12 protein-coding genes are annotated in these 12,639 nt (G+C 44.4%); 3 read left to right on the forward strand and 9 right to left on the reverse strand.

The genetic code is table 11. The annotated features are described in order from the left end of the window. On the reverse strand, window positions 1-695 hold a 695-nt coding region (gene coaBC / locus NP596_RS16320; RefSeq protein WP_256616462.1), incomplete at its 3' end, for a bifunctional phosphopantothenoylcysteine decarboxylase/phosphopantothenate--cysteine ligase CoaBC. Between the two features lie 91 nt (window positions 696-786). Between coaBC and radC the strand changes: the two genes are divergently transcribed. After that, entirely contained in the window at window positions 787-1,461 is a 675-nt protein-coding gene (radC, locus tag NP596_RS16325; protein WP_256616452.1) for a RadC family protein, read from the forward strand. Between the two features lie 113 nt (window positions 1,462-1,574). Here the strand turns inward: radC and dapE are convergent, their stop codons facing one another. Together dapE and NP596_RS16335 are read right to left on the reverse strand one after the other, a co-directional pair. Beyond that, window positions 1,575-2,702, reverse strand: coding sequence for a succinyl-diaminopimelate desuccinylase (gene dapE, locus NP596_RS16330; protein ID WP_256616453.1), 1,128 nt, complete (start codon window positions 2,700-2,702; stop codon window positions 1,575-1,577). Next, window positions 2,699-3,052, reverse strand: a complete 354-nt coding sequence (locus NP596_RS16335) for an ArsC family reductase (RefSeq protein WP_256616454.1) — start codon at window positions 3,050-3,052, stop codon at window positions 2,699-2,701. The genes dapE and NP596_RS16335 overlap by 4 nt, the downstream gene beginning before the upstream one ends. 334 nt (window positions 3,053-3,386) lie before the next feature. Here NP596_RS16335 and NP596_RS16345 point away from each other — a divergent pair, with 334 nt between their 5' ends. Then, window positions 3,387-3,845: a pilin gene (locus NP596_RS16345; RefSeq protein ID WP_305891796.1), complete on the forward strand. Its 459-nt coding sequence runs from the start codon at window positions 3,387-3,389 to the stop codon at window positions 3,843-3,845. Window positions 3,846-3,929: 84 nt separating this feature from the next. Continuing rightward, window positions 3,930-5,999: a sulfatase-like hydrolase/transferase gene (locus tag NP596_RS16350; RefSeq protein ID WP_256616455.1), complete on the forward strand. Its 2,070-nt coding sequence runs from the start codon at window positions 3,930-3,932 to the stop codon at window positions 5,997-5,999. Here NP596_RS16350 and NP596_RS16355 read toward each other — a convergent pair whose 3' ends face one another. The 6 genes from NP596_RS16355 to NP596_RS16380 form a co-directional block, all read right to left on the reverse strand. Beyond that, window positions 6,000-7,232: an O-antigen ligase family protein gene (locus NP596_RS16355; RefSeq protein ID WP_256616456.1), complete on the reverse strand. Its 1,233-nt coding sequence runs from the start codon at window positions 7,230-7,232 to the stop codon at window positions 6,000-6,002. A gap of 73 nt (window positions 7,233-7,305) precedes the next feature. Continuing rightward, window positions 7,306-8,397, reverse strand: a complete 1,092-nt coding sequence (locus NP596_RS16360; protein ID WP_256616457.1) for a glycosyltransferase family 4 protein — start codon at window positions 8,395-8,397, stop codon at window positions 7,306-7,308. A 3-nt stretch (window positions 8,398-8,400) separates the two neighbouring features. Next, window positions 8,401-9,474 (reverse strand): glycosyltransferase family 4 protein, encoded by a 1,074-nt coding sequence (locus NP596_RS16365; RefSeq protein WP_256616458.1) that lies wholly within the window; start codon window positions 9,472-9,474, stop codon window positions 8,401-8,403. Window positions 9,475-9,516: 42 nt separating this feature from the next. Beyond that, window positions 9,517-10,545: a glycosyltransferase family 2 protein gene (locus NP596_RS16370; RefSeq protein ID WP_256616459.1), complete on the reverse strand. Its 1,029-nt coding sequence runs from the start codon at window positions 10,543-10,545 to the stop codon at window positions 9,517-9,519. Window positions 10,546-10,570: 25 nt separating this feature from the next. Then, window positions 10,571-11,443, reverse strand: a complete 873-nt coding sequence (locus NP596_RS16375) for a glycosyltransferase family 2 protein (RefSeq protein WP_256616460.1) — start codon at window positions 11,441-11,443, stop codon at window positions 10,571-10,573. 167 nt (window positions 11,444-11,610) lie between these two features. Then, a complete protein-coding gene (locus NP596_RS16380) occupies window positions 11,611-12,330 on the reverse strand; it encodes a glycosyltransferase family 4 protein (protein ID WP_256616461.1) in 720 nt (239 codons plus the stop codon). Window positions 12,331-12,639: the final 309 nt, after the last annotated feature.

The following is a 12,639-nucleotide window of genomic DNA, read 5'->3' on the forward strand; positions in this document are numbered from 1 at the left end:
CTGACCAGCGTGACGTCCGCGCCGGCTTGCTGGGCCGCCGCCGCGATGGCATAGCCCATTTTTCCGGAGCTGCGGTTGGTGATATAACGCACCGGGTCCAGCGGTTCGCGGGTCGGGCCGGCGCTGATCAATAATTTGATGCCGCGCATGGTTTTCGGATGGACGTGGCCAAACAGCTCGGCGCAAATGTGGCCGGGCTCCTTCATGCGGCCGAAACCTTGCTCGCCGCAAGCCTGGCTGCCGCTGTCCGGGCCGATAATCGTTACCCCATGTTGCTTTAGGGCAAGAATATTGTCCTGCGTGACTCGTTTGCGCCACATGGCCTGATTCATGGCCGGGGCCACCGATACCGGGCAATCGCTGGCCAAGTACAGCGTCGAGAGCAAATCGTCCGCCAGACCGTGGGCCATTTTCGCCAGGGTATTGGCGCTGGCGGGGGCTATCAAGAATATATCAGCCCAGCGTGCCAAGTGAATATGGCCCATGGCCTGTTCCTGCGAGGCATCGAAAAGCTCGGTATGGACCGGGTTGCCGCTCAAAGCCTGGAAGGTCAGGGGCGTAACAAATTGTTGCGCGGATGCGGTCATTACCACGCGTACCTGGCAATTGTGTTTGCGCAGCAGGCGCACCAGCTCGGCGGCTTTGTAAGCGGCAATACCGCCGCAAACGCCTAATAAAATTCGCTTGTTGATGATGGCGTCTCATAATCGTGAATAGGAGGGAATTATGGCAAACTCGGCCCGATTCTTCTATGCTTAAAACGGGTTTAACGCACGGAGATGCCGTATGAGCATCAAGGATTGGCCGGCCGACGAGCGGCCGCGGGAAAAATTATTGCAACGCGGCGCCTCTGCCTTGACAGACGCCGAGCTATTGGCGATTTTTTTGCGGGTAGGCACGCAAGGCAAGTCCGCCGTGGATCTGGCGCGCGAATTATTAAGCGAATTCGGCTCCTTGCAAGCCTTGTTGGCCGCTGAACATGAGCGTTTTTGCCGAAGCCATGGCTTGGGCGATGCCAAATACGCCCAGTTGCAGGCGGTCATGGAAATGGCCCGCCGCCATTTCGCCGAAAGCCTGCAACGCGGTAATGCCCTGACCAGCCCGGAGATTACCCGCGCATATCTGAGTGCGCAGTTGCGCGGCTACAGTTATGAGGTGTTTGCCTGTTTGTTTTTGGATAATCAGCATAGGGTGATTCAATGGGAAGAATTGTTTCGCGGCACCATAGACGGTGCCAGCGTGTATCCCAGGGAAGTGGCCAAACGAGCCTTATTCCACCACGCCGCCGCAGTAATCTTTGCCCATAACCATCCGTCCGGTATCAACGAACCCAGCCAGGCCGACCGGCAAATTACCGATAAACTCAAACAAGCCTTGGCTTTATTCGATATCCGGGTGCTGGATCATTTTATTGTCGGCGACGGCCAGCCATATTCGTTTGCCGAGCACGGCTTGATTTAACTGGGTGGCATTGGGTAGGCCGGAATAAGCCGATAGGCGTTTCCGGCGCGGCACATTTGCCGGAAACGCTACCGCTTATTCCGGCCTACTTGGTGTATGCATTTCGCGAAAGATCAAGCCAATAAATTCGCCAAAATTTGCTCGTAAACCCGACTCAAGGTTTCCAGGTCATCCAGCGCAATATGTTCGTTGACTTTATGAATGCTGGCGTTTATCGGCCCCAGTTCGATCACCTGTGCGCCGGTTGGGGCAATGAAGCGGCCGTCCGAGGTGCCGCCGCCGGTGTCGTCCAACGTTTCGTAGCCGCATACGGATTTAATCGCGGCGTGGGTGGCGGTTATTAATTCACCTTTTGACGTCAAAAACGGATTACCCGACAATCGCCATTGCAGGTCGTATTTAAAGCCGAATTTATCCAGAATGGCATGGGTGCGTGCCTTAATAGTGGCTTCGTCCAGTTCGGTGCAAAAACGCAGATTGAATTGCGCGTCCAGTTGGCCGGGGATGATGTTTTCCGCGCCGGTGCCGCTATTGATATTGGATACTTGCAAGCGGGTGGGCGGGAAGAAATCGTTACCGTTGTCCCAGAGTTCTTCGGTTAATGCCTTTAGAGCCGGAGCAAAACTGTGAATAGGATTTTCCGCCAGCTCCGGATAAGCGACATGGCCCTGTATGCCGTGCACCGTCAATTTGCCGTTTAACGAGCCGCGCCGGCCCACCCGGATCACATCGCCGATTTTCCGGCTGCTGGAGGGTTCGCCGACCAGGCACCAATCGATTTTTTCCCGGCGCTGCTGCAACACTTCCACGACTTTAACCACGCCGTGGGTGGCTATGCCTTCCTCGTCGCTGGTCATCATGATGGCTATGGAGCCATTATGTTGCGGATGGTTGGATATAAAACGTTCCACCGCCGTCATAAAGGCGGCGATGCTGCCTTTCATGTCCGCCGCGCCGCGGCCGTAAAGTTTGCCGTCGCGGATGGCGGGTTCGAAGGGCGGCGAATCCCAAGCACTTAAAGGCCCGGTTGGCACCACATCGGTATGGCCCAGGAATACGAACAAGGGCGGATTTTGCCCGCGCCGCAGCCAGAGGTTTTGGGTGTCGGCAAAATCCATGCGTTCGTCGGTGAAGCCCAGAGGGCTTAAACGCCGGGCCAGCAAATCCTGGCAGCCGGCATCATTGGGGGTGACCGATTCGCGCTGAATCAGTTCTATTAATAAGTTCAGAGTGTCGCTCATAGGGCTGCGGATAGTTGTTCGGGGTTAAAGCCGGCAAACAGTTGGCCGCCGATAGCAACGATCGGACGTTTGATCAGCGTGGGGTTGGCTAACATCAGTTGCCGGGCTTTGTCGGGTGTTAAATCGCCTTTTTGCGCATCGTCCAATTGCCGCCAGCTGGTGCTGCGTTGATTCAGAATCGCCTCAATACCGAGTCTATCGGCGAATTGTTGCAACAAGGCCGGTTCCAGCCCGTCGACGCGATAGTCATGGAATTGGTAGTTCAAACTCCGGCGATCCAGCCAAGTTCTAGTTTTTTTGATGCTGTCGCAGTTTTTGATGCCGTAAACGATGATGGGGGGCTGATGCATGATGAGTGGGTAAACAAGGTAAATGGTTTGCGGGTAACGGATTATAACCGCGTCTTACGTATTGAGGATGACCGCAGGAGTGTCGATATTTTTGTAAAGTGACAAAATTTGTCAGGAGCGGTCAAAGACTGTGTTGTCGATAAGGCTGAATTCGCAAAGTTTATAAGACGGACAGACGGTTTAAATCGCTGGTTGTAGCGATTATTTATTTATTAAGTTGTTGAAATAAAATGAATAATTATTTATTTTCTTGATTTGTTGATCGATTGGCACGGCAACTGCATTTATGGATTTGTCTTTCACCAAAACAACAATCCACTAGAGGAAACTCACTATGAATATGCAAATGAAAAAAGTACAACAAGGTTTTACTTTGATCGAGTTAATGATCGTGGTTGCGATCATCGGTATCCTGGCGGCGGTGGCGATCCCGGCTTATCAGGATTATGTCATCAGAGCTAAAATCGGAAACGCGCTTTCTGCGGTAGAGCCTTATAAATTGGCTGTGGCGGATTGTTCTCAGCAAGCTGGCGGCGTTTTGACTACCTGCAATACAACTAATAGCGCATCACAATTCCCCGCTTTTACTCCGACTGCCGAAGTTTCAGCAGTTTCAGTGACAGGAAGCGGCGTGATTCAAGCAACCTTGAATTCGTTGGGTACGACAGTTCCTGCTAATACAACAATAACCTGGAAGCCAACGCAAGGAACAACGGCTATTACTTGGAACATAACGACTACTGCAACAGGTAATGCGGCAGCAGCCATCACTAAAAATAGCTTCGGTAGTTAATTAATAACAACCAGTCGCATATCCAAAATTGAGACCGCTTCGGCGGTCTCTTTCGTTTGGGCAAGTCATTTCAATTGTCAATTCATGCAAGCTGGCTCATCCAAGGCAAACATTCAAAGTCCTAAAGCCCTGAGTAGTATCGATTTCTGGCTTTCCTTAATGCTAGCCGCGCTACCTTTTCTACTTAAGGGTTTACTCTCCTCGCCTACGGACGGCATACCCTATAAAGTCCTTTACGCCTTACTTAAATCCGTTACCGAAACGCCGCAATTGTTGTCCGAGGTAGTGCTGTTTACCTTACTGATCATTGCGTTACACCTTGGATATGCCTGGCTGGTTTGGCGAGCTTGGCTACCTATATCGCAACGCCTCAATCAACCCGTACAACAACGTTTACTGTTGAGTTTGTTGGTTTTTTCCGTTTTACAGGTTGGGCTGATTGCCTTAAATAGTTGGCTGTTCCCCAATTCAGGAATTCCGATTGTTGTCCCATTGCCATTAATGGCAATGGGTTTATTGTGTTTGTTAGCTGTGTTGAGTTGGCACTGCTGGCAGCGGATAACACACGTGCGAAATACTTCCAATGGTTTGGGGTTAAAGCGAAGCATAGGATTGCTCTTTTCCGTTTTATTGCTGGCAAGTTTTTTGACATACCCCGGTAGGGACGATTCCGGCTCGCCTTCGTCCCGAACACGGCCGGATATTATCATTATCGGCATTGATAGTTTCAGGCCGGACCATTTGCAACAACCGGGCGATAAAACCACGATTACGCCAAATTTGGATAAATTTATTCAGTCCGCCTATTGGTTTAAAAAAACCTATACCCCGCTATCGCGCACCTATCCGGCCTGGATGAGTATTTTGACTGGGCGCTATCCGCTGGACCATGGGGGGCGATTTAATTTGATCAACCCCGACCATTTGATTGATAAAGAACTGAGTCTGCCCTTTATACTCAAAACTCACCACTATACTACCGCCTATGCCATTGATGAAACCCGGTTTTCTAATATCGACAAACGATATGGTTTTGATATTACGCTATCTCCGGCCATAGGCGCCGCCGATTTTTTGCTTTCCGAATCATCCGATTTACCGTTGAGCAATCTGTTAAGCCTTGTACCTAAACTACAGGCATTATTATTTCCGTATCAATTTATGAATCGGGCTGTTCACAAGACGTATGACCCTGACGTATTTGATGTGGGTTTAGCCGGCTTGGTCAAAGTCTGCGACCCGGCACAACCGCTTTTCTTGGTGACACATTTCGAGCTTCCGCATTGGCCCTATGACTGGGGCGATGCCATGCATTACCCATCTCCAAAACATGATCGATTGGCTACATTATCGCCAGAGGCTTACCAAAAAGCCGTATACCGCTCTGATAAGCAATTTGCTTCTTTGATGAATATCCTGCAACAAAACGGCAGATTGAATAATGCGGTTGTCGTCGTGATTTCCGATCATGGCGAAGGCTTCGAATCATTCTCGGAGCCTTGGCGTTCGGCTGCAGAAGGTGAACAAATTTCACTTCCGCCATTTTCCTCGCATGGAATTAATGTGTTGGATGAAAATCAAACACGGGTATTAATGGCTTTTAGACGATTTAAACAAGCAGAAATATCATCATCGGCGGGTGTCAATGAACATATCGCTTCTCTAGTGGATGTGGCACCAAGTGCGTTATTCCTGGCCGGAATTGATCCTGATGAATTAAAAGCCGGTGGGTGCAATTTATTCGATACTGAAAATAGCCTAGGCGAGTGCCAGGAAGAAGAAAGGATTGTTTACACCGAAACTGACTTATATGTGCCGGCGTTGACGACGCCTGGCAATATTGACCCGAATAAAGTGGCGGCAGAGGCTTATTCGCTTTACGAAGTGCATGACGACACAAGGCTGACATTGAAAGACATTTCAGTTAAAGACCTGCTTAGGCTAAAACAACGCGCCGTAATATCCAACAATGGGATGGTGGCGGCAAGCTTGCCTGAAAATACTTCACAATTAGTCGTTGGCGATTTAAATGCAAAAACCTATAGACTGGTTAAAGACAATATTAAAATCGATGAACAATATGAATTATTGAAAAAATTGTGTCAAAAGTATTTAGATGATGACACAGCTCTTGACGACTTATGTACGCACTAACTATGGAGTTTTCCGAACAGATGATGCTTGGGAGAGCAAATAAGCACCCATGATAAGTATCATGGTAAATGGAATAGTATGATAAAACTGGCCATCTACTAAGGCATAAGCAAATGTCGATAACATCAGCGCCGCAATCATTTTTTCAATAGTTAAGTCGTGGGATGTATTGCGTAATTTTAATGAGAATATAACACTTTTAAACATTATAACTAACAGCAAAGCCGTGGCAGGCAAGCCAAACTCGAATAGCCATTGCAAAATAAAATTATGAGGTTGCGACATACCTGGAAATAAATTGACTCGCACCCAGGCGTCCGGTCCAAAGCCGAATAACCAAGCATGCTCGTCCTGCAATTTTGCAAAAGCCCCTTCCCAGACTTTAATTCTATTGCTGGATAATTTATTAACGATGTTTTCGCTATTGGCAATGGTATTTCTTTCGCTTATGTAGGCAGTATAGCTAGTGAGAAACACGCAGGCACCGCCAAGCGCAAAGCTTGCTACAGCGCTCGCCAATTTATATGCGTTATTACTGCCAAGCCTCAAATAGATCAGTAACGACAAGAATATCATTAGCGACAATGTTTGAGCGCGCGCCGCCGACCAGACGGTAAAAAAACCACAGAAAAATAACAAAACAAGATAAAAATATTTCTTGTTTCCCCGCTCTTTACAATATAAAAATATAATAAAACCTAATGCCAACGCTACATCGTAATTCATGTGACGAAGGTGTCTGTAAATAGGTGGATAATTGAAAAAATCTGTCTCAATATAGTTTAATGGCGGAAGAATGTAAAAGATGTAGTAGGACATAAATAGCATTACTAACACCAATAATAAGATTTTAATTTTAGTAATGAACATCAACGCCGATTCGCCATAGGTCTTGAACCAGACTACCATGGCCGTAAAAAACAATAGATAAACCGGGTAATGTAGAGTTCTATATATTTCGAATATAGCTATTCCGCTCAAAAACCAGCCGCAATATAGCACTAATATAGTAAGGACTATTGATCTGAAATAGATGGATTTAACGTATAAATAAACCAACTCTTTAATAGTATCGGAAAGCATGACCAATACAAATACCAGCTGAATTAATTCGGCATACATATTAACTAGCTGAGACGAATTCCAAGGGGTTGCCAGTAAAGGTAGAATAAATAGAGCGAGCAAAATAACTATTGTCAGTAGGTGTTTTTGGCGCAATGCACTGGTTTCCATAAACAAAATCCTAATATATTTGAAATAATTGCGACATATCTATAACCGAAAACCAATCGGCACGACAGCTTAATCACATATCCGACAATTGCGCATCGATCACTTGCTTGATATTTCGCTTGAATGTATTGCGCCCAAAATCTTTCGCATGTCCGCGAATAGATTCCGGAGAAAACTTCGATTGAATTTGTTCAAAGGATTCAATTGCGGATATAAGGCTTTCGGGCGTTTGCTCTCTAAACAACAACCCGGTAGTATGCTCAGCGACCGTCTCCATCGCTCCACCTGCCGCAAACGCAATGACGGGTCTCCCCGAGGCCATGGCCTCGACCGGCACGATACCAAAATCCTCCACGCCTGGAAAAATCAGCGCCTTGCAATGTGCCAGGTAATGCCTGACTTGCTCAAACGGTTGTTTTCCCAAAAAGCGAATATTGTCATTAGCCATACGCTTAAGTTGCGGCAGCATTTCGCCTTCACCGATGACTAATAACGGCTTGCCTAAGCGATTAAACGCCTCGATTGCCAAATCGGCGCGTTTGTATTTCACCAGTTGACCGAACAGCAAATAGTAATCCTCGATTTGCTCGGCAATAAAAAAGTCTTCTATTGCCACAGGCGGATGGATTACAACAGCTTCGCGGCGATAATATTTGTTAATTCGTTTAGCGATAAAGTTTGAATTAGCGATGAAGTGATCAACTCCGGCAGCAGTATGACGATCCCAGATACGTAAATAATGCGCCAATAAAGGAAACAGTAGTCTCACCGGCAAACTAGCATTTTTTAAATAGTCGCCATACATATCCCATAGATAGCGCATCGGTGAGTGGCAGTAACAAATGTGTAGGCTATTCGGACCAACGATCACGCCTTTTGCCGGGCCGGATTCAGAGCTGATAACCAAATCGTAAGCGCTCAAGTCCAGTTGTTCCAGAGCCAGCGGCATTAACGGCAGATACCATTGATAGCGCTGTTTGGCCCAAGGCAATTTGTTAATGAAAGTCGTGTGTATTGTCCGGCTCCGTATTAATGGCGAAATCGCTTGCCGATCAAGGACATGGGTAAAGATATCGGCTTGAGGGTAAAGCTCGCATAACGCTTCCAGCACTTTTTCGCCGCCGCGCATGTTGACTAGCCAATAATGTATGAGTGCGACTTTCATGTGCTATTCGATAAATTGGTTGATGATGTCTAGTGTTTTGACCGCCGCGACATCCCAAGAAAACGATTTCGCTCTTTCACGTCCCTTGGTAACTAACGCATTTCGTAATGACGGACTGCCCAGCAGCAGCATAATCTTGGCGCGAATATCCTCGGTATCGTATGGGTCGCAATAAAGGGCCGCATCGCCGCATACTTCCGGCAATGAAGCGATATTGGATACGAGGGTAGGGCAACCGCAGGCCATGGCCTCCAAAGGAGGTAAGCCGAAACCTTCGTAAAGCGATGGAAACACAAAACAATCGGCGTGGGCAAAATATAGTTTCAACAGTGCGTCATCGACATAACCGGTAAAAAAAACTCTGTTGCCTAACGCTTGAGCATACTGCATGACGTTTCGATCTTCGGTGATAAAGCCTTTGTTATTGCCAACGATGACTAAATCATGCGGGATTTCATCTTTTAGTAAGGTAAAGGCTTGTAAAAGACTGCTGAGATTTTTGTGGGGTTTGATATTGCCGACAAAAAGCAAATAAGGCTTATGATAAGGATGATCGGTTCTCTTGATACTAAACCATTCTTTTGCAACGCCGTTATAAATTACAGTCACCTTGTCGGGATTAATGTCTGTCAAACGAATCAGTTCAGATTTGGTGAATTCCGACACGCATATGACATGGCTGGCTTTATGTTTAACAGCGGAAAACATCATTCTGGCATACAACCTTTTGTGCATGCCTTCAATAAAATCCGGCATGGCGAGATGAAAAACATCGTGAATGGTAACCAATAATTTAGCTGGAAGAAATACAGGAATATTATAATGCGGCGACCAAAAAAGACCGGCTTTCATTGATTGTCGATTAAGTAAGGTGAATTGCTCGGATATCGAATAAATAGCGGAATTGTTAGGAATGGTATTCTGTGAGATTTTACTGGTATCCTGCGGGCGGCAAATAATATCGAACGTTAAGTCGTGACTTTTTTCAGAAATGAGCGGTAACAAGTTATCGATATAGGTACCAATTCCGGAAGCATGGAGCATTCTAGCGTCAACCACCAGATCTTTGACAGGCATAAAAAATCAAACCCTTTCAGAATTATGAATAAGTAAAGATGCTTACGTATGGGTGGGTATAAAAGCTCTCGGCACCCAGCCAATAACAAGAAAAATGGCTAACACAAACGAGCGAAATTGATGTCGCCTTAAACGATTTATTCCTAATCCAAGCGTAGCAAGCCTGACCAGCCAATATCGATAAGGAAAATAGCGTTTAGAAAACTTCAGCCGACTCGTCATATAAAAATAGTCCGCAAAATAACTGTAAGTTTTACGCCCCAAATCATTAGCGCCAGTGGATGCGCCCTCCTTATGATAAACCAGGCTTTCCGGTGCATAACCCAATTTAAATTCAGGAGCAATCCGCTTCATGCGATGGAACCAATCCAATTCCTCGCAGTATAGAAAATAATCTTCCGGTAATAGCCCCACTCGTTCCAGCATCTCGCGCCGGACAAACAAAGACGCGCCAACCAGATAATCTAAATTAAATGCATCTATCGATTGGCAGAGTTCCGCAGCATAGTTTTGTTGACCGAGCACATGTCGGGTAGTACCTAGCCAGGCATTATAAATTCCGCCGACCGCCTGTATAACAGTTGGTCTTTCGTAATACAGTAATGTCGAGCCGCAAACACCAATTTCAGGATTCGAATTCATTTTCTCAACTAAAGCAAACAAGGCGTTTTTATCGACAACGGTATCATTGTTCAAAATCCAGATATATTTCATGGTTGGATCTCGTAACGCAATTCGTATACCTATATTAACGCCACCTGCAAATCCAAGATTTTCGTCGGTTCGAACCAAGCCGACAAAGCGTCCACCAGTTTCTAACGCCGACTCAGATAGATAAGCATTCTCCTTGAACTCAAAAAAGTGAAAACCATGCCAATCTTTTTGCCGGTTACGTACAGAGTCTATAATAAAATCCTTGATAATCGTATAAGACCCATCACTGGAATGATTATCACAGACAATAATATTTGCTTGCGGTCCTTTTAATCTAACAAGGGAATCCAGACAAGTAATTGTATCAGCAGCGCCATTCCAGTTAAGAACGATGATATAAATATTATTTATTGGCATATCCAAAGATAACCAATAAGATGCATTAAAATGTTCTTTTGCATTTACCCATCCGCCCTAAAAAACCATCTAATAATCCTAGACAGATGGCTTTTATTTTTATTTGTTTATTGTTTTCAAAAATAGCTACTTTAATGAAAACCTTAAGTAATTTGTATAGGTCAATGCTTACTAGTAGTGGTCGTTTTATTAAATAAACTTTAAGAATATAAATAGCGTTCCTGGCGATGTAATATCTTCTTAAAGGTGAATGATTGGTTATACTAGGATGGAACCATAAAAATTTACACCTCTTTTGAAAGCCAATTCTGTGCTGCAATATTGCATCATTAATTTGAAGTATGCTGTAGGAAGAATGAATGCATCGCCAACAAAACTCTCGGTCAACATAATCAATAAACAGGGATTCGTCAAAATATCCAACAAAATCAAAAACACATGATTTAATCAAATTGCCGGAGGTTAGCACTTCATAGGCTTGGGCATGCGGCAAAGTTTTGTTAACTGGAAGTCGTAAGTGACTGCCGGAAATTTCCCCAGAATTAACGTCCATATACCGAGGCGAAAGGCTAGCTACCTTTTCTTTATTCGGATAAGTCTCATAAACACGAAGCATCGCTTCAATCATAAACGGGGTAACTTGACTGTCTTGGTCAAAAGTAATTACCCATTCATGACCCGCTGCTTTTGCCTTTTTGACACCAATGTTTAATGCCGCAGCGATACCCAGATTTTCAGATAAAAAAACAATGTTCAGTTTTGAATGCTGTTTTATCAAGTTATCGAGCAATTGTTTTGCCTCCAATCCCGATCCGTTATCGACAATCAAAATTTCATCAACTTGTTGGACTAACGCCTTAACATTTTCAATGAGTTCATCGGTTGGGTGATAGGACACGATAATTGCACAGATCTTCAAATGCATATGATTAAAAATTAACTATTTACCAAATCCGCAACATAAAACAATAAATCACAACACTTCCTTGAAGTAAAATGCAAAAACCGATTTTTAAAATCTTATCTAAGCAGAGTCAAAGTAATTTACATTCAATAATTTATTGATCAAGTTACAAGCTTATTTACTACTTTTCTAAAAGCATCATAAAACTGATTGCCGGTATGCTTGAAAGTATAAAAATCTACAGCGCGACGAATATTATTGCCTTTCTCAGTTAAAATATCTGGGTTTTTATAATAGTAAATAATCTCATTTGCCATTTGTTCAATGTCGAGGTAAGGAACTAAGCTGCCAGTTTTATCATTGATAAAATCCCTGACACCAGAGACACCATCAAAGCATACACATGGAATACCTAGCATTGCTGCTTCTAAAGCAACTTGAGGGAAGGCGTCTTCCCTGGAAGTTAAAACAAACAAGTCCGATGCGGCATAATATGGCCAAGGCTCTTCGAGTTGACCTGTGATTTTTACAGTTTTCACCAAGCTTAAATGACTTATATCATATAATAACTGCGTCATATATTCAGAGTGCTCGCAGCCGCCAACCCATATAAAATAGATATTAGTATCAGTTGTTTTTTTTACTTGAGCCGCTAATTGTATAAAAACATCAGTGCCTTTAATCCAGTGTATATTGCCGCTAGCATAAACTACGAAAGCTTTATCAGGAATATTAAGGCTGTTCCGTAATGTTTGCTTGTTGCTTTGTTGTTTAAGTTCCCCGCTAAATGAAGATATTTTGTAGATATTTTCTTTTGGAATGCTTAGTTCGCACTCTAAAAATTGGGCAACTAAATTTGATACTGGAATACATAAGTTCATTTGTTGTAAAAATTTTCGGGCTTTATGGATGTCGCAAAAATTGTTAGCGCTATAACTGAGTTCGGTAACATGGCAAATTTTTGGGCAATTAAGGTTGTTATGTATTATTGGCGCTAATTTAAGGCTGGCTAAACTATTAAAAAAAAACCATGTCGTATTTGTTTTTAATTAAGAGTTTTGTCATAATAAATCGCTTAATTAAATTAGGTACTAATAAAGCGGCTCTTGAAATTAATCTAATTAACCTTCTTGCTTCAGTGTTTTCAATGAAATTAAAAAGATGTCTACCAAAAGACCAGTAATATATTT

Origin of the sequence: Methylomonas rivi (assembly GCF_024505165.1) — a bacterium.
GTDB classification, from domain to species: domain Bacteria; phylum Pseudomonadota; class Gammaproteobacteria; order Methylococcales; family Methylomonadaceae; genus Methylomonas; species Methylomonas rivi.

Coding starts and splice junctions, on each gene's coding strand:
- radC (WP_256616452.1), top strand. CDS start 787: ATGAGCATCAAGGATTGGCCGGCCGACGAGCGGCCGCGGGAAAAATTA.
- dapE (WP_256616453.1), bottom strand. CDS start 2,702: ATGAGCGACACTCTGAACTTATTAATAGAACTGATTCAGCGCGAATCG.
- NP596_RS16335 (WP_256616454.1), bottom strand. CDS start 3,052: ATGCATCAGCCCCCCATCATCGTTTACGGCATCAAAAACTGCGACAGC.
- NP596_RS16345 (WP_305891796.1), top strand. CDS start 3,387: ATGAATATGCAAATGAAAAAAGTACAACAAGGTTTTACTTTGATCGAG.
- NP596_RS16350 (WP_256616455.1), top strand. CDS start 3,930: ATGCAAGCTGGCTCATCCAAGGCAAACATTCAAAGTCCTAAAGCCCTG.
- NP596_RS16355 (WP_256616456.1), bottom strand. CDS start 7,232: ATGGAAACCAGTGCATTGCGCCAAAAACACCTACTGACAATAGTTATT.
- NP596_RS16360 (WP_256616457.1), bottom strand. CDS start 8,397: ATGAAAGTCGCACTCATACATTATTGGCTAGTCAACATGCGCGGCGGC.
- NP596_RS16365 (WP_256616458.1), bottom strand. CDS start 9,474: ATGCCTGTCAAAGATCTGGTGGTTGACGCTAGAATGCTCCATGCTTCC.
- NP596_RS16370 (WP_256616459.1), bottom strand. CDS start 10,545: ATGCCAATAAATAATATTTATATCATCGTTCTTAACTGGAATGGCGCT.
- NP596_RS16380 (WP_256616461.1), bottom strand. CDS start 12,330: ATGAACTTATGTATTCCAGTATCAAATTTAGTTGCCCAATTTTTAGAG.